This is a genomic window from Sporosarcina sp. ACRSM (assembly GCF_022346545.1).
In the GTDB taxonomy this organism is placed as follows: domain Bacteria; phylum Bacillota; class Bacilli; order Bacillales_A; family Planococcaceae; genus Sporosarcina.
On the sequence record NZ_JAKRNU010000004.1, the window covers coordinates 30,317 to 48,627 of the forward strand.

The 18,311-nt window shown below is 41.4% G+C and carries 15 protein-coding genes and 1 riboswitch; of the genes, 14 read left to right on the forward strand and 1 reads right to left on the reverse strand.

Annotated features, from left to right (window positions below; all coding sequences use genetic code 11):
- Positions 1–6: 6 nt before the first annotated feature.
- The 11 genes from dnaB to MHZ95_RS07565 all read left to right on the forward strand — a co-directional run bounded on the left by dnaB (position 7) and on the right by MHZ95_RS07565 (position 12,131).
- A complete protein-coding gene (gene dnaB / locus MHZ95_RS07515; protein WP_239390006.1) occupies positions 7–1,362 on the forward strand; it encodes a replicative DNA helicase in 1,356 nt (451 codons plus the stop codon).
- 277 nt (positions 1,363–1,639) lie between these two features.
- A complete protein-coding gene (locus MHZ95_RS07520) occupies positions 1,640–3,115 on the forward strand; it encodes a M23 family metallopeptidase (RefSeq protein ID WP_239390007.1) in 1,476 nt (491 codons plus the stop codon).
- 247 nt (positions 3,116–3,362) lie between these two features.
- Positions 3,363–4,073 (forward strand): response regulator YycF, encoded by a 711-nt coding sequence (gene yycF, locus MHZ95_RS07525; protein WP_239390008.1) that lies wholly within the window; start codon positions 3,363–3,365, stop codon positions 4,071–4,073.
- A 5-nt stretch (positions 4,074–4,078) separates the two neighbouring features.
- Positions 4,079–5,890 carry a cell wall metabolism sensor histidine kinase WalK gene (gene walK, locus MHZ95_RS07530; protein WP_239390009.1) on the forward strand — a complete coding sequence of 604 codons (1,812 nt, stop codon included), beginning with the start codon at positions 4,079–4,081 and terminating at the stop codon, positions 5,888–5,890.
- Entirely contained in the window at positions 5,881–7,221 is a 1,341-nt protein-coding gene (locus tag MHZ95_RS07535; RefSeq protein ID WP_239390010.1) for a YycH family regulatory protein, read from the forward strand. Before walK ends, MHZ95_RS07535 begins: the two co-directional genes overlap by 10 nt.
- Positions 7,208–8,026, forward strand: coding sequence for a two-component system regulatory protein YycI (locus MHZ95_RS07540; RefSeq protein WP_239390011.1), 819 nt, complete (start codon positions 7,208–7,210; stop codon positions 8,024–8,026). Before MHZ95_RS07535 ends, MHZ95_RS07540 begins: the two co-directional genes overlap by 14 nt.
- A gap of 12 nt (positions 8,027–8,038) precedes the next feature.
- Complete coding sequence (locus MHZ95_RS07545) at positions 8,039–8,827, forward strand: MBL fold metallo-hydrolase (protein ID WP_239390012.1); 789 nt, start codon at positions 8,039–8,041, stop codon at positions 8,825–8,827.
- A gap of 370 nt (positions 8,828–9,197) precedes the next feature.
- Positions 9,198–10,454 (forward strand): S1C family serine protease, encoded by a 1,257-nt coding sequence (locus MHZ95_RS07550; protein WP_239390013.1) that lies wholly within the window; start codon positions 9,198–9,200, stop codon positions 10,452–10,454.
- Between the two features lie 156 nt (positions 10,455–10,610).
- Positions 10,611–10,775 carry a CxxH/CxxC protein gene (locus MHZ95_RS07555; protein ID WP_239390014.1) on the forward strand — a complete coding sequence of 55 codons (165 nt, stop codon included), beginning with the start codon at positions 10,611–10,613 and terminating at the stop codon, positions 10,773–10,775.
- An 89-nt stretch (positions 10,776–10,864) separates the two neighbouring features.
- Entirely contained in the window at positions 10,865–11,344 is a 480-nt protein-coding gene (gene rlmH / locus MHZ95_RS07560) for a 23S rRNA (pseudouridine(1915)-N(3))-methyltransferase RlmH (protein ID WP_239390015.1), read from the forward strand.
- Between the two features lie 334 nt (positions 11,345–11,678).
- On the forward strand, positions 11,679–12,131 hold the full coding sequence (locus tag MHZ95_RS07565) for a helix-turn-helix domain-containing protein (protein WP_239390278.1): 453 nt from the start codon (positions 11,679–11,681) through the stop codon (positions 12,129–12,131).
- Positions 12,132–12,419: 288 nt separating this feature from the next.
- Here MHZ95_RS07565 and MHZ95_RS07570 read toward each other — a convergent pair whose 3' ends face one another.
- On the reverse strand, positions 12,420–13,409 hold the full coding sequence (locus tag MHZ95_RS07570) for an L-lactate dehydrogenase (RefSeq protein ID WP_239390016.1): 990 nt from the start codon (positions 13,407–13,409) through the stop codon (positions 12,420–12,422).
- Between the two features lie 214 nt (positions 13,410–13,623).
- Here MHZ95_RS07570 and MHZ95_RS07575 point away from each other — a divergent pair, with 214 nt between their 5' ends.
- From MHZ95_RS07575 to MHZ95_RS07585, 3 genes are all read left to right on the forward strand, one after another.
- A complete protein-coding gene (locus MHZ95_RS07575; protein ID WP_239390017.1) occupies positions 13,624–14,913 on the forward strand; it encodes a 2-hydroxycarboxylate transporter family protein in 1,290 nt (429 codons plus the stop codon).
- Between the two features lie 483 nt (positions 14,914–15,396).
- Positions 15,397–15,597, forward strand: a complete 201-nt coding sequence (locus MHZ95_RS07580) for a hypothetical protein (protein WP_239390018.1) — start codon at positions 15,397–15,399, stop codon at positions 15,595–15,597.
- A 425-nt stretch (positions 15,598–16,022) separates the two neighbouring features.
- A riboswitch (cyclic di-GMP riboswitch) is annotated at positions 16,023–16,132 on the forward strand.
- Between the two features lie 126 nt (positions 16,133–16,258).
- Positions 16,259–18,304 (forward strand): methyl-accepting chemotaxis protein, encoded by a 2,046-nt coding sequence (locus tag MHZ95_RS07585; protein WP_239390019.1) that lies wholly within the window; start codon positions 16,259–16,261, stop codon positions 18,302–18,304.
- Positions 18,305–18,311: the final 7 nt, after the last annotated feature.

Here is an 18,311-nt window from a genome sequence, read left to right on the forward strand (position 1 = left end):
AGAAAGATGGACCAGACGTTCGATCGCGTCCCCCCACATAATAACGAAGCTGAACAGTCGGTCATCGGGGCAATTTTCCTTGAACCGCAGGCATTGATTACGGCGGCGGAGCTTCTCATTCCGGAAGACTTCTACAGGATTGCGCATCAGAAGATCTTTGATACGATGATCAGTCTAAGCGACAAAGGGCAGGCTATTGACGTTGTCACCGTTACAGAAGAACTTTCGGCTAAAAAAGAGTTAGAAGATGTCGGAGGTATTTCATATTTGACGGAACTTGCCAACGCCGTCCCAACAGCCGCTAATATCGCATTTTACGCACGGATTGTAGAAGAGAAGGCACTATTACGCCGTCTAATTCGTGTGGCGACATCGATCGTGGAAGACGGCTATGCGCGGGAAGATGAAGTGGAAGCCTTATTATCTGAAGCAGAAAAGAAGATGATGGAAGTTTCCAACCGGAAAAATGCCGGTGACTTCCGTCATATTAAGGACGTCCTTGTCGAAACCTATGACAATATCGAGCTTCTCCATACTCGGAAAGGCGATATTACAGGTATTCCAACAGGGTTTCGTGATTTGGACAAGATGACAGCCGGTTTTCAGCGCAATGACTTAATTATCCTAGCTGCCCGTCCTTCCGTCGGTAAGACGGCGTTCGCATTGAATGTGGCACAAAATGTGGCCACGAAAACCGATGAGAATGTAGCCATCTTCAGTTTGGAGATGGGGGCGGACCAGCTCGTCATGCGGATGCTTTGTGCGGAAGGGAATATCGATGCCCAAGTGTTGCGGACCGGTGCGCTTGAAGCGGAAGATTGGCGCAAACTGACAATGGCGATGGGCAGTCTATCGAATGCGGGGATTTTTATCGACGATTCTTCCGGTATCCGGGTCAATGAAATTCGCTCCAAATGCCGTCGTCTCCAACAAGAGCATGGTCTGGGCATGATCATCATCGACTATTTACAGCTAATTTCAGGGAGTGGACGTGCTGGTGAAAATAGGCAGCAGGAAGTATCGGAAATTTCTCGTTCATTGAAAGGACTGGCAAGGGAATTAAAAGTACCTGTCATTGCACTTTCCCAGCTTTCTCGTGGTGTTGAGCAACGTCAGGATAAGCGTCCGATGATGTCCGACCTTCGGGAATCCGGGAGTATCGAGCAAGACGCGGATATTGTTTCGTTCCTTTATCGGGAAGATTATTATGATAAAGAGACCGAAAATCAGAATATCATTGAAATCATTATCGCAAAACAACGGAACGGTCCAACTGGTACTGTCTCGCTCGCATTTGCGAAAGAATACAATAAATTCGTCAACATCGACTGGAGTCAACACCAACCACCAGCAGGAGCTTAGACTTCAAGCAATGCATTTCAAAAGACCTCTTATCAAATGGAATTATCGTTTGATAAGAGGTCTTTTTACATTCTATCCCAAAGGGTATAACTTCTCAGTAAGTATCCATTAAATGGTGATATATAAGAATAATTGGATGCAATTATACAAATGTATTACAAAGGACTCTAAGTATACAAGAGACGAAAAAAATATGTTAAATTAGAGAGGTGTGAAAAATAGAGCATATCTTGACTAACTACTGGTTTTCCGGTCGAAATACGGAAGGAGTACAAACATGTTTTTCAAAGGCATGAATAATAGAGGGAAAGAGCGTACTTCCCCTATGTTCATAAAACCTTTCACAAAGGTTAACATCATCTTGATTAGTACTTTGTTGTTAATAGCCATCGGCATACAAACAGGTTTTGCAAATACATTACAAGGCTCAGGCCTTTCTACTGTTTTCCATATCTATTCAGAAGGTGAATATGTAGGCGCCATTTCCGACAAGGAAAAAATAGAGGAATTGAAAGAACAAGAGCTACAACAAGCGGCCTCCGAATATGGAAATCTCTCCTTATCAATTGGCACGGACTTGTCCGTCATTCCGGAATTGGTCTTCGCAGCTGAAACGGAAGACGAACCCGTACTTGAAAAACTTCATGAACTGTTATCTGTGGAAGCAGAGGCAACTGGCGTTGTCATTGACGACAAACTGGCATTCTATGTCAAAGACCAAGACGCCTACGATGAAGTGATTCGCCAATTGAAACTGCAAAATGTAACGGAACAAGAGCTTGACGAATTCGAAGATCGCATGTCCTCTACAACTACAATCCCCCCTTTGAAGGAGGGTGAAACCCGTATCCTCGATATTCTGTTTAGCGGCGAGATGAAAGCAGAGACGGGGAGCACGTCTCCAGCGGAAGTGAGAACGGTAAAAGAAGCTTTAGTCCTACTAAACAAAGGCACGTTGGAAGAAAAGAAATATACCATTCAATCCGGGGATGTCTTAGGCGGAATTGCGTCTGCGCATCAGATGACGACAGCCAAATTGCTTGAGCTCAATCCGGGTTATACAGTCAACACCCTTCTCCAACTTGGAGACGAATTGAATGTGACCGTCACAGAACCTTATGTTGAAGTGGAAGTCCATTACGAAGCGAAAAATAAGCAAACGATTAAACATAAAAAGATTACAGAAAAAGATAGCTCGATGTTTAAAGGCGAAAAGAAAGTGACCCAAAAAGGATCGGATGGCGAAAAGGTCGTTACGAAATACATCCGAAAACGCAATGGCCAAACAGTAGGTAGTGATGTCATCGACGAAAAGATCCTTGTTGAACCGACTGACAAAGTGTTGGTCGTAGGAACAAAGGTGATGCCTTCCAGAGGCACAGGCACATTTGTATGGCCTACAGTCGGTGGATACGTATCGAGTCAGATGGGCGTCAGATGGGGAAGAGTGCATCAAGGGATTGACATTGCCCGCCCATCATCCCGCACCATTTTAGCGGCTGACAATGGAGTGGTCACTAAAGTAAGTCGACATAGCACTTACGGGAACCACATTGTCATTAAGCATAACAACGGTTATGAAACATTATATGCCCATCTTGCTTCGACGAATGTGAAAGTTGGACAAACTGTCCCACAAGGAGCAAAAATAGGGGTCATGGGTTCAACAGGCCGTTCGACTGGTGTTCATCTTCATTTTGAAGTGATAAAAAATGGAAAAAATATTAATCCATTATCTGTAGTAAGCAAATAAATGCATCCGGGACGGTACACTGTTGTATCGTCCTTTTTGCTTTTTGGTAGCAATGTTTAGAGCCGAAGGGTTAAGTGATCTTCTGTATAAATAGCGGTTATGTGTGCGTATATACCCATGTTTCGACAAGATTCGGAAATTTATTTCCCGGGAAATGAATTGTTGTGGTTTTGCGAATCGCTTGGAAGCGTGATAGAGTTAAAGAAAATGTATTGTGGCGCTATAAAGGCGGGAAAGGATAGAGAATATGCAAAGTAAAACAATCCTTGTAGTAGACGATGAAAAACCGATTGCAGATATATTGGAATTCAATTTAAAAAAAGAGGGCTTTCAAGTATTTTGTGCTTATGATGGGGAAGAAGCGCTTGAAAAAGTGGAAGAAGTCAAGCCAGACATTATGTTGTTGGATATTATGCTTCCGAAACGGGATGGTATGGAAGTCTGTCGAGAGGTTCGTAAAAAGTATGACTTTCCCATTATCATGCTTACGGCGAAAGACTCTGAAATTGATAAAGTGTTAGGGTTGGAACTGGGCGCGGATGATTATGTTACCAAACCATTTGGTACCCGCGAACTGATTGCCCGTGTGAAAGCCAATTTACGCAGACAGTTGAAAACAGTCTCGGATGAGCAGGAAGTGACGACGAATAATATTGAAGTAGGTAGTCTGATCATACAACCGGATGCCTATCTCGTATTGAAACGTGATGAAACGATCGAATTGACGCATCGTGAGTTTGAATTGCTTCATTATCTTGCGAAGCATATTGGGCAAGTGATGACGCGTGAACATCTGTTGCAGACTGTTTGGGGCTATGATTATTTTGGAGATGTCCGGACGGTGGATGTTACCATCAGACGGCTGCGCGAGAAGATTGAAGATACACCGAGCCATCCAGCGTGGATTGTCACGCGCCGTGGCGTTGGTTATTATTTACGGGATCCGGAACAGGAGTAATCATCATGCAAAAAGTCGGTCTTTTCCGGTCGATTCATCTTAAATTTGTACTCATAAACGTGATGCTTATCCTCATTGCCATGCAAATTATCGGGTTCTACTTTGCCCAAAGGCTTGAAGATACATTGAAAGAAAACTTCACGACATCGATTATAGATCGAATGAATTTGGCTGAGTTCAGCGTGCGGGAAGAGATGTTAAAGGACGTGGATGAACCCTCACTTTCAACGAGGCTCCGTACTGTCCTTTCCAGCGTTACATCGGATGACATCAGTGAAATCCGGGTTGTCGATACAAAATATACGATTCTTGCGACATCAGCCATGGAAAATGGCTCGATGGTCGGTCAACGTTTTCCTGATGATCTCGTAAGAAAATCCATTATGTCGGAGTCACCGGATGATGCTATTTACCTTGACTCGATGAAACGGATATGGATATTGGTGACGCCAATCATCTCGGAGAACAAAGTTATTGGAGCCATCTATGTCAAATCTAATATTGAAAAAGTGTATGAGCAGATTGAAGAGATCAACCAAATTCTGGCGGGCGGCGTAGCCGTTTCATTGACGATTACAATCATCATTGGCATCTTTATCGCCCAGACGATGACAAGACCGATTTCGGATATGCGACGTCAGGCACAAACGATGGCAAAAGGGGATTTTTCTCGTAAAGTACGTGTTTATGGAAATGATGAAATTGGTCAGTTGGCAATCGCCTTCAACCATTTGACGAACCAATTGCAGGAATCTCAGTCGACGACAGAAAGCGAAAGGCGCAAACTAGCTTCTGTTTTGGAGAATATGACAGACGGAGTCATTGCGACCGATCGAAAAGGTCGCGTTAGTCTTATCAACGATTCTGCTCTTGCCATGTTAAGATTGACAAGGGATCTCGTATTGAATCGACCGATTACGAGTATTCTTAGCGTGGAGCAGGAGTATGCCTTTGAAGACTTGATCCAACTGAAGGAGTCGATCGCCTTAGATTTCAGTACTGATGAGCAGCCTGCAATTTTGCGCGCCAATTTCTCTGTCACGCAACGTGAAACGGGCTTTGTCAATGGTCTCATCGTTGTTTTACATGACAATACAGAACAGGAAAAAATCGATATGGAGAGACGGGAGTTCGTCTCCAACGTTTCACATGAACTGCGCACGCCATTGACGACAATGCGTAGCTATTTGGAGGCCCTTGCCGATGGGGCTTGGCAGGATAAGGAGATTGCACCATCCTTTCTGCATGTGACACAAACGGAGACGGAGCGGATGATCCGCCTCGTCAATGATCTATTGAAATTATCGCGAATGGATAGCGAGGATTACGATCTGAACTTGGAATGGGTAGAATTCAACGACTTCTTCGACTCAATTATCGATCGCTTTGAGTTCTCGAAATCACAGGATGTCAAATTCAATCGTCTGCTTTCCAATGAAGACTTTTTTGTGGAAATTGATACGGACAAGATGACACAGGTAATTGATAATATCATATCGAATGCCATGAAGTATTCACCGGACGGCGGGGAAATCTGCTTTAGTGTCACGCAGTCCGACGATCAGATTCAAGTGATGATCTCCGATGAGGGGATGGGGATACCGAAAGCCAATGTCAAGCGTATATTTGAACGGTTCTACCGGGCCGATCGAGCGCGCTCACGTGCTTTGGGCGGTACGGGCCTTGGTCTTGCGATTGCCCGTGAAATGATCATGGCGCATGGCGGCGACATATGGGCAGAGAGCGAAGAAGGTAAAGGAACGACGATCTACTTTACATTACCGATTGAACATCAAGAGGAGGGTGAATGGGATTGAAACATATTGAAACGGTCAAATCCATCATACTTCTCCTACTGATAGCCTTAAGTATCACGTTCACGTTTTCCATTTGGACGTACTCTCCGCGTTACGAAACGATTGATCAATCACCGACAACTGATAGTATTGCCATTGCCAATAAAGAATCGATTGATCACATCATCAAACCATATAAGACTGTCTTTAATTTTAACGACAGTCTGAGAGGCACAGTGAATCCAAAAGAGATCGATATGATTATCGACAAAATCACCGATTGGAAAATTACAGACATCTCACTTGTTAATCAGAATTTCGGTGCAGAAGAATTGGGAGCCTTGTTAAGGAAACCGAACCGGTTTACATTGTATTACCATGGAGAAGTGCCGTTGACGATTTATGATACGGTGCTCTACATGGATGAGAATATGTTGAGTGTCCCTGAAATCTCTTTTGATCGGCTTGTCATTGATTGGAATGCTTCTCATACGTATTTGGATATTCTATTTATAAGTAAAATGAACAAAACGATGTACAGTGCAAAAGCGCAAGTAAGGGACTATGAGGAATTTGAACGTACCATCTTGGCAAGGGGACAGGAATTCGAAGAGTACAGTGAAGTGAATCCAGGGGGCTCACCTTATATCGTCGTGCCAACTGGAGCTGTGGAAGCAAGGAAGAATACGTATTTCCAAGAAGAAGTTAGGCCTAGCCAATTTCGTGATGCGTTGTTCAGCGATCCGAGTGCCGTTCGACGCAGTCAACTGTCCTCCAATGTAGAGGAGTACGGAGATAATTATGAATTGATGAAAGTGCATACGGATAAAAAGAAGCTGGATTACGTCTATCTTGTCAATGAAGACGATGAATTAGCCATTCCATCGGAGTTGTTGGAGAAAGCAATCTATTATGTGAATGAACATAGCGGATGGACAAATGAATACCGCTATACCTATATGGATCCGGCATCCCGTACAGTGCGGTTCCGATTATTTCTGCACGGTCTTCCTGTTTATACGGACTCTTCATCAACAACAGAAATTGTACAAAAGTGGGGAAAGCAGGGAATCATCGGTTATGCGAGACCTTACTATTACTACACGTGGGACGACGCTATTAAATCGGAACCGCAACAGTTACCGTCAGGTTTAGACGTTGCCAATAGACTGAAGGACTCCGATATGATCAACTTCGATACGGTCGAAGAAATTGCCCTCGGATATTTTATGAAATATGACATGGAACGGGGTTTGTTGATCATGGAACCGTCATGGTTTTACCTGGCGAAAGGAAATTGGAGCCGTTTCTCGCCTAGTGCATTGGGAGGTGGCCTGATTGGATTGGAATAAAACAAAAACGATATTTATCATCGTATTTTCCATTTTGAATGTTTTCCTTTATTCTTTCTATTTCAATCGGCTCATGGACGAACAAAATGTACAGGTGATGGGGAAAACCTCAACAGAAGACTTGTTAAAGATGGACAATATCACCTATAGTGAATTGCCACCTTATATTAATGATCCCTCCTACTTATCGGCCAAGTCCAAGAAGTTCACAAAGGAGCAACTGGACGCTCTTGACAATCAAGAACCGATCATCGAGGACGAAACACGCATCAAATCCATCTTGAAAGAGCCCGTCAGTGTGATGAATGCAAAAGGGGACTATGATTTCACGGAGTTCTTATCCAAGCATGTGTTGTTCGGTTCGGATTACGTCTTATGGGATGTAGATGAAGAAGAACGGCGGGCGCTATTTTTTCAAAAAGTGAAGGATAATCCAATCTACTTTAGCCGCAAAGCGATGCTAACCGTCTTTATGAACCGTGATGGAGAAGTGACGTATTACGAGCAAAGCATGTTTGATGAATTCGATAGTTTTAACCGGAAGAAAGACTTGATTTCACCGATTGAGGTGTTGGGGAATCTGTATTCACGAGGCTATTTACCGCAAGATTCCAGCCTTCAACAAATGACACTCGGTTATTCGACGTTTGTCCAAGTGACGGAAACGCAAGTGTTTGCCCCGACATGGCATGTTCGTGTAAAATTGAAGGATGGCAAGGTGGAAGATTATTTTATCAATGCGATTGAAGGTAAAATGATAGAGTTTCAGACGGAGTCATCGGATGAGGATGAGGACAATGAATGAGAGGTTTTAACAATGCGTTTTAGCGTACTCGCAAGCGGCAGTACCGGCAATGCGATTTATATAGAAAATGACGAGCATTCTTTTCTCGTCGACGCTGGATTCAGTGCTAAGAAGATGGAAAGTTTGATGGCCGGTATCAATCGGTCCATGAAAGAGCTCGATGGAATTTTTGTAACGCATGAACATAGCGACCACATAAAAGGAATTGGCGTTGTTGCCCGGAAGTATGGACTGCCGATTTATGCAAATGAGAAGACATGGCAAGCGATGGACGGGCTTGTCGGGACTATTCCGCTCGATCAGCGGTTTCAGTTCGATATGGAAACGGTGAAATCATTCGGTTCACTCGACGTCCAGTCATTTGCCGTTTCACATGATGCAGCGGACCCGATGTTTTATGCTTTCCATGAAAATGGGCGGAAGCTTGTCGTCATTACGGATACAGGTTATGTCAGTGATCGGATGAAAGGGCATATCCGCGGTGCCGATTCGTTTGTATTCGAAAGCAATCATGATGTCAGCATGTTGCAAATGGGCCGTTATCCATGGTCCGTCAAGCGACGGATTCTTAGCGATGTGGGGCATGTGTCGAATGAAGATGCAGCGGTGGCGATGAGTGAAGTCGTTGAACAGAAGGAAACGCATATTTATTTATCGCATTTGAGCAAAGATAATAATATGAAAGATCTCGCAAGGATGAGCGTTACACAAACATTGCAAACGTGTGGCATCATGACGGGCGAATATGTCCATTTACATGACACTGACGCCGAACAGCCGACGGAACTTGTCACAGTTTGAAAGAGAGGATAACCCCTTGCTAAGCGGCAAGGGGTTTAATTTTTTTCTTTGGGAATACGCAGTTGAAAATGCGGAATATGGGTAATGTTAAGTAGAGCATTTATCTTCATTCAGCGGGCTGAACGAAGATAAAGCCTCCGGCGGATGTCACAGATTTTGAAGGGAGTTAAGGAAGGCAACCTAAGTTCGCCGCGTCCTGAAAGAAAGTGCCTTAATTTCTGCAAAGGACACAGAAATACGGCCAATCGAACCCTTCGCTGTTCGATTGGCAACGGTTGCATGACCAACATCCTGTTGGCCTCAAGCTCGATTCAAAATCTGGACGCAATTACGCCGAGGCGTAATTGATGGAAAGGAAAGGGAGAGGTTTATGGATGAATTCAACCGACCTGAAGATCGGGAACAAAAGCCACTGATACCGGAAAATGAAACGCCGACCAATACACGGACAGAGTATAAGCCGCCAAGTCCAAAACGAAAAAGCGGTTTTTTACCGAGTCTTCTTGGTGCAATCGTTGGAGGGCTTGTCGTGTGGCTACTGATGTCAAGTCTAACGGGACCGTCCGGCAAGCAAGTCGGAGATGGGGATTCAAATGAGAACGGACATTTTCAAACCGAACAGATTTCATTTGATGTTACGACGGATATTACGGAAACCGTGGAAAAAGTGGCCGATGCAGTTGTCGGTGTGACGAATTTACAGACGGTCCGTGATTTTTGGTCGACTTCTGAAACGACGAGGGAGACGGGTACAGGTTCCGGCGTTATCTACAAAAAAGAAGGCGACAAAGCGTTTATCGTCACCAATTACCACGTCGTTGAAGGAGCGCAGGAATTGGAAATCACATTCGACGATGGTACGAAAACGAAAGGGACACTTGTAGGAAGCGATATGTGGACAGACCTGGCCGTCATTGAAATCGATTCTGCCAATGTGACGTCCGTTGCTGAGTTTGGCGATTCGGACGCCTTAAAACGCGGGGAAACCGTGATTGCCATTGGTAATCCACTTGGACTTGGTTTCTCTGGTTCGGTGACTGTAGGCGTTGTATCGGGAAAAGATCGTTCGATCCCGATCGATTTTGACAATAACGGAACGATCGACTGGCAGGCAGACGTGTTGCAAACCGATGCAGCCATTAACCCGGGGAACTCAGGCGGAGCCCTTATTAACCTTTCAGGACAGCTGATCGGTATCAATTCCATGAAGATTTCAGAAGCGATTGTCGAAGGGATTGGACTTGCCATTCCGATGAACTTGGCAAAACCGATCATCGAGCATCTCGAAACGACGGGCACAGTGAATCGTCCGACGATGGGTGTCACATTACTCGATCTGAGAAGTATTCCCTCCCACCAACAACAGCAAATGTTGAAAATTCCAGCCGAAGTGAAAGACGGGGTTGTCGTCACAGAAGTGATGCGTAATTCAGCGGCTGAACTTGCAGGTGTAAAAAAGTACGATGTCATTGTCGAAATGGATGAGGAGAAGATCGGAGACATGGTCACATTACGTAAACATCTGTACAATGAAAAAGAAGTGGGCGATACGATGCAAATGAAAGTATACCGAGAGGGGAAATTACTCGAAATTGAAATGGAATTAAGGGATGGCAATTCATTCTAAAAGGACAATGTGTAAACATTGTTAACAAGAAACTTATCCACAGCAGGTAGAATAGCGAATCATTGCTAACCTACCTGCTTTTCATATGTTTTCACGCTTTGTGGATAAGTTTGAATATTTGTGAATAACTTTGTGTAAAAGAAAAAGGAGAATAAAATGAAAATTTATAGTTGTGAAACCCATATAAATCAAGCACTTGACGTATTTGTTGCGGAAGAAAAGAATTTCCCGATCATGAAAGAGAACACGGAAGAAGAAAAGTTATCCACACGGTGTACCTATTGTGAGGAGCTAGCATTATATATAGTGGCAAATGAATAAACCGCCACAATATATAGAAAATTATGTGGATATGTGCATAACTTATGTGGACAACTTGTTTGTAAATAGGACGTAAAGGTGGACAACATGTGAATATTACAATTGTGACGGTAGGTAAACTGAAAGAAAAGTACTTGAAAATGGGGATCGATGAGTTCGTCAAACGCCTTGGGCCTTACGCCAAAGTCAATCTCGTTGAAGTTGCAGACGAAAAAGCTCCAGAATCGTTAAGTGAAGCGGATATGGAAATTGTGAAGAAAAAAGAAGCCGATCGGATTTTGGCTAAAATCGGGGCGGATGTTTATGTCATTGCTCTTGCCATTGAAGGGAAGATGAAGACATCGGAAGAATTAGCTGAGGATTTGGAGTCGTTGATGACATACGGGCGCAGCAAAGTGGCATTCGTCATCGGCGGATCACTCGGCCTGCATGGCAGTGTGATGAAACGGGCAGACGAATACTTGTCCTTTTCGAAAATGACCTTTCCGCACCAGATGATGAAGCTGATTTTGTTGGAACAGATCTATCGAGCTTTCAGGATTATGAAGGGGGAACCGTACCACAAGTAAATGAAGTTTGGAGTCAAAATGGAATCTAGTGCAGTCAATGGAGATAAGTCGGGTTTATTTGTTTAAATCATTTTATTGGATTGATATATAGTTTTTCATAAACGAGAAGGAGATTGGACGTACCCAGTCTCCTTTATTTTCTATCATTGAATTCTAAAAAGCCCATAAACAGTATGTATTAAAAATAGAAATATGCAATATTACGATAAAATGCTGAATGTCATCAATATATAGGTTGGCAACTGGAGGTTGCGCATTGGTGCACCTAGAACTAGCTTTACTTCATCTACTCACTTGTTTAATACTGAAATTGTAAGGAAAGGCGATGAGAAATATGATTTTTAGTGAACGATTAAAAAGAGAAAGAGAAAAAAAAGGATGGTCACAAGCAGAGCTTGCTGAAAAAATTCATGTTAGTCGTCAGTCTGTTTCAAAATGGGAGACCGGAAAAAACTATCCAAATATTGAGGTAATCATCGATCTGAGTGATTTATTTGGTATTACGATAGATGAACTATTAAGGAGTGATGAAGTGTTGAAAGAGAAAGTAATTCAAGATAGTAAGCAATTGGCGTATCCAAAGTGGAAAGTTTTATTCGATAGTGTGTTTTTATTAGGTGCTTTTTTATTAGTGTCAAAAATAGTCATTATCGCATTAAATCATTTTTGGGGAACGAATATTCTTATACTAGAAGGTTTACCAAAAGCTATCACCAATTTTTTACCACTAATTTTAATGGTGGCTGGTGGGATTGGCAGCGATCAATTGAAAGATAAATATATTTAATTTAATTCAGCACAATCAACTGGCAATGAAATAAAACGAACAATCACTTCCAACTAATCTTTAGGCTTTTCCGCGTAATAAGGGGAAATTACTGGCCTGTTAAGAACTGTTATATTGAAGAGTAAAACCCTCATTTTTCCACAAAACGGTGAACCGTATCATAAATAGAGGCAAGAAAGTTGTGGACACGGTGGAGTTTTTTGCAATAATTACAGGACAGGTCCATCGTATGAATGAACCTGTCCCTATGTACTTACTTCTTCAACTTTGCATTCAATAAGACGTTATTTAGCTTGACTTCACTCTTTTGTCTTTTCCAGTTCCCGCTATTCTCATCGTTTCTTGTATATATTGAGCGGATTTGTGTAATAGCTTCATTTCTTCTTCATCCAACTCGATTTCCAGCTGCTGTTCTACACCGTTTTTACCAATAATGCACGGCATGCTGAATGCAACGTCTCCTTCATAGCCGTACTGGCCATTTAGTGTAGTACAGACTGGGTAAACACTTCGCTCATCCAATAGTACCGCCTTTGCTAACGTAATTGCTGCTTGAGCAATGGCTGCATTGGTCCATCCTTTACTCGTAATCACATCGTAAGCAGTATCTACAACTTTTTGTCCAAATACCTCTCGATTGAGTGCCTCTTTCCCCTGAAAATGGATGTCCAATTCTTTTTCCCCGAAACCTTGAACGTTTAAACGGCTGAAGACCGGGAATGCCGTCATTCCATGTTCCCCCATCATATAACCTGTGACACTTTTCGGGTCAATATTATAATTAGATGCTACCGCATGGCGTAAACGGGCGGAATCAAGCATCGTCCCTGTTCCGAATAGACGCCCCTTCGGATATCCAAACTCATTTTCGGCAATATAAACAATCGTATCCAACGGATTTGTAATTAGAATGATAATGGCATCTTTCGTGTATGTTGTAATGCCCTCCATGACTTCACGTATGACGTCCGCATTTACTTCTGCAAGTAACGCTCTGTCCGGTTTTGCGTTTTTATCAGTGATGATGACACTTGGTCCCGCGGCAATAATAATGATATCTGCATCTTTTACATCCTGATAATCACCAGCATACACATTCGTGTTAGCCATATAGGTAAGGGCTGTTGCATGGGCCTGATCAAGGGCTTCTCCAAAAGCTACATCTTTATCTTTATCAATTACAACAATCTCAGAAAAAAGATCCGTTTTCATCGCGTCGGCGAGTACATAAGAACCAACATGTCCGACGCCAATAACTGCAAGTTTATTATTCTTCATTTTTTTCCTCCTCGTCATCCATTACTATCAACGTTCACCATAAAATGTTTCTTAAGATAATTTTAACGGTTTAAAATTAAATGTCTATGATTCACAGAGGAAACAAATAATATGGAATCATTGGAATATTCATTCGCATTGACCCTATTATTATACTATATTAAAATTATGAATTATATGAGTTTAGTGCAGCCTAGAAGAGAAGAGGAGAAAAATGTCACATCGAGAAGAGTTAGAAAAAATAAACAACACAAAATTAACGATTTTTAATATTCCAATCGGCTGGTTTTTGCTGATTGTTGTCATCACACTATTTGCCATGTACACAGGAAATTTACCTGCGGGAATAGTTGGGGCTCTCCTGATTATGATGGTTCTGGGAGAGTTTTTTGGCTGGATTGGCGATCGAACGCCGATTTTACGAAGTTACCTTGGTGGGGGAGCAATTGTAGCTATTTTTGGCTCTGCTTTTTTGAAGCATATGAACTGGATACCCGAGGAAACGACGCTCATGATTACCGATTTCATGCAAGTGGGTGGCTTTTTAAATTTATACATTGCTGGATTAATAACGGGTAGTATTCTTAGTATCGATTCAAAAGTTTTGGTGAAAGCAGGAACCCGCTTTGCGATTCCTCTGCTTGTGGGGGTGGCGACTGCCATCGTCATCGGGGGAACCATGGGCTTCTTAATCGGGGACGGCTTTATCCAAACGGTTCTCATTATTGTACTCCCGCTAATGGGAGGCGGCATGGGGCTGGGCGGAGTGCCGATGTCTCAATTATATTCTGACGTGTTAGGCAATGATCCTAGTTATTATATTTCGCTTCTCGTTCCGGCGATTGCTTTAGGTAATTTATTTGCGATTGTACTTGCGAGCGTATTAAACGGCCTTGGAAACAAGTTCCCGAAGTTAACAGGTAACGGGGTGATGATCCCAGGGTTTCAATACGAAAAACAGAAAGAAACGGATTACAGTATCAGCCAGTTAGGAATCGGCTTGATTGCTGGATTGCTGTTTTTAACCATCGCTACCTTGTTGGGAAAACTTATTCCACTTCATCCTTTTGCATTGATGATCCTTCTGATTGCGATTTTTAAAATAACGAACATTCTCCCGAAATTTTTGGTAGATGCAGCAGTTTCATGGTTTCATTTCGTCTTGAAAAACTGGACTTATGCATTATTAGTTGGGATTGGAATTACATTTACTGACCTTAATGTAATCATTGAGGCGTTTACCCTTGAATTCGTTCTTATCGTTGGAATTACTGTCATTGGCGTGATGTTGATGACTGGTTTTATTGGCAAGTTAGTTGGTATTTATCCGATTGAAGCTTCCATTACGGCAGGATTAGGCATGATTAGTATGGGAGGCACTGGTGATGTTTCCGTTCTGGCGGCAGCTAGAAGAATGGAATTAATGGCATTCTGTCAAATCGCCTCCACATTAGGAGCATCACTAATCTTACTGTTGGCGGACTTTTTTGCGAACCTGCTATAGATGGGGATAGTCCAGGTTAAAAAAATAACGAGCTTGATTGATTTTCACGAAGACGATTCTTCTGCAAACGAGTCCTGTTTGTGAAATGAAAATGTAAGCCGAATTATAAAAAGCACATCAATTATGATGACGGGTTCGGTACGCGGAGAGAAAACGTTAAAGTGCATAGCAAATGGGGACACCATTCACACTTGAATTGTGTCCCTATTTTTGTTGTTATACCAATATTTAAAGTAATTATCAATAGAAAATAACAATACAATTGGTAAACCAATTAACAACAGTACATAAATTTATGTGCCTCTGTTAATTGCGATGTTAATAGGTTTGTTAATTGGAAGTTGAAAGAATGTTTTAGAAGTGACTGAAAACACTGAAGGGAGTAAATGATTTTGTGCTAAAATAGAGATATAAGAAGACGGCTTATTCAACAAACGCGCCAGTTTGTTGTAATAACTGGTTTCTATCGGAGGGGAATATTAATTGGATATCTTTTTATTTATGCTTGCATATATAGGTATTTTTGGTATGCCTATCTTAGGTATTATTTTTTGTCTTAACCTTGTTGAAGTGATAAAGAAAATTAAAAATGAACAGCCGACTGCCACTAATACTTTTTGGTTGACTACTTCATTCATTTTAATTGTATGGAGTATAGCTTTATTACCTGCTACAAGCCATTAATTAAAGAATAGGACGCAATTGTTGAATAATAAAAATGCTCAGGCATAAAAGCCTGGGCATTTTTATTGCTTTTTCTACTGTCCATTCAGTTGTTAATTGGGTTACGTTTTCTTGTTTTCTCCCCATCAACCGAACCCGTTACAATTATGATGTACTTTTTATATTTCAGGTTTATCGTAGAACGATAGTATCAGCCTAACGCCGGATAATGTCGCCAAAGTCAATCAATATCTAACGTGAAGTCATATTTTTGACTTCGTTTATACAAGTCTTTTTACACAGTTGCTGAAAAGAACTTTAATACCAGTTCGATATTGTAAGTGTGATCCATTTTTCATACAATATCAGTAAGTACTGGTAAATAAGTCTTGAAGTTTGTAGAGTTACATGAGATTATAAGTGAGTGTAATTTTAAATAAAACTATAGAAGTTAAAGGCAAACTGTTCTGAAAGGGCAGGACGCAAAGCCTAGGGTCTAAAGTTTAGGGATTAATTAAAAGTCCTCAATCTAAACAATGATCGCCTGGTTACCAAATTTATGTATTAATATATATAAATCCTTTGGCTATTCTATTTAAATAGAATAGCTTTTTGAGTGTTTAAAACGGTCTGGAATGAATTTGGCGAAAAGACATAGTTAGAAAGGATTGTAAAAAAGAATATGAAAAGGATTTCGTTCAAAGCAAAGTTATTAGTTTTCTCTTTACTTCTATCACTAGTACCAATTGTTTTTATTGGAGTCTTAGTTAATAACACAGTTAGTAAAAAAACTAAGGATGATTACATCAGTTTCAGCGAGAAAGAAATTAAACAGGTGGACAATGGGATTTCACTATACTTTGAAACGATTAGGGAAAATGTCAAATTATTGGCCAATGATCCTTCCGTTTTAAATGCCGATTCAAGTATTACTTCCTATAAAGATGTAGCAGGAGAAGGCTCAATTGATATGACCCCTTCAAAAAACGGGGATAAGGAGAAAGCCATTTTTGATGTGTTTTCTCAATTTAGTGATAGTCATCCTAAAGCCTCTTATGTTTATATGGGGACATCGGATGGAGGTTATGTCCAATATCCCGAGGGGCCCGTGCCAGCTGGTTTCGACCCAAGTGATCGTCCTTGGTATACCACGGCTATTGAAGAACCAGGAGAAGTAAAATTAACAAGCGCCTATGAGGCAACTGGTATAGAAGGAATTATAGTAAGTAATGTAGTATCGATTGAAAAAGACGGAAAACAAACAGGCGTGCTCGGTTTAGATGTAAGTCTGGAAGGCTTAACAGACATTATTAAGGAAATCAGTATAGGTAAAAATGGTTATGTCATTCTCGCACAAGAAGATGGAACGATTCTTGCACATCCAAAAGACCCTAATTTGAACTTCCAACCAATTTCTAATCTAAACATCCCCTCATTAACAGATTTAAGCAAAGATGGCACATTTGAAACTAAGCTAGACGGAGAAGACTATGTATTAAACACAATTACATCAGATATAGATGGTTGGAAGTATATTGCTGTCATACAGAAGGATGAAATTTTAAGTACGGCGATTTTCATACGTACAATGATATTTGTTATAGGTGGGATTTTTGCGGTTTTAGCTGTAATCGCTTCTATTCTTATGAGTCTACGTATAACGAAGAGAATTAATAAGATTAGTGATTTGTCTTTAGCGATGTCAAATGGTGATTTGACTCAACAAATCACGGTAAAGGTGAATGATGAAATCGGTGATATGGCCGAGAATTTCAATACGATGTCTAACAGTTTAAAAGAAACAATCCAAAAAATTTCGCAGGAATCTCAACAATTATCTGCGACATCTGAGGAGCTTGCAGCATCTTCGATTGAAAATCAAACAGTCTCCAATGAAATATCCGAATCAATCCAACTTGTTGCAACTGGAACAGATGAACAGGATGCTGCTATGAAAAATGCGGTAGGTATTATCAATGAAGTGTTTAAGCATGTTGATGACGTGACAGTGAGCATGGGCAATGTAAGTAATTCCATCCATTATTCAACGGAAACTGCTAAACAGGGTAGTGATGTCGTTAAACAAACTGTAAATCAAATGGTTGAAATTGATAAAAATGTAAGTTCTTCTGCTGAGAAAATTAGCATGTTAAATGAAAAATCAAATGAAATTAGACAAATCAGCTTAATCATACAGTCCATTTCGGAACAAACGAATTTATTAGCTTTGAATGCTGCAATTGAAGCGGCAAGAGCTGGTGAACATGGAAAGGGATTTGCGGTAGTGGCGGATGAAGTTCGAAAACTCGCAGAGCAATCCAGCAACTCAGCATTGCAGATCAATGAAATTATTCAAGATATTGAAGATGGCATTGAAGATTCGATGGGGCTTGTAAATCTAGGGGTAAGTTCGGCAAAAGAAGGAATGAAACTCGTGAATGAAAGCGGGAAAGCATTTGGAGAAATTAAGGATTCCATTCTCGCTGGCACAATAAAAATAACCGAGGTCAGCAAAGCAATGGAAAACATGAAGAATCATATAGCTGAAGTGGTAGGTCATATAGAAGAAGTTTCAAAAACGAGTATTGAAGTCAATAATTATTCCCAAAACGTCGCGGCATCCTCCGAAGAAATGAGTGCTTCAATGGAAGAGGTTTCATTGGTTTCTCAAGAGTTAGCTAGGATGTCAAATGAATTGGAAGTAGCCATTCAGCAATTTAAATTGTAAAAGAAAA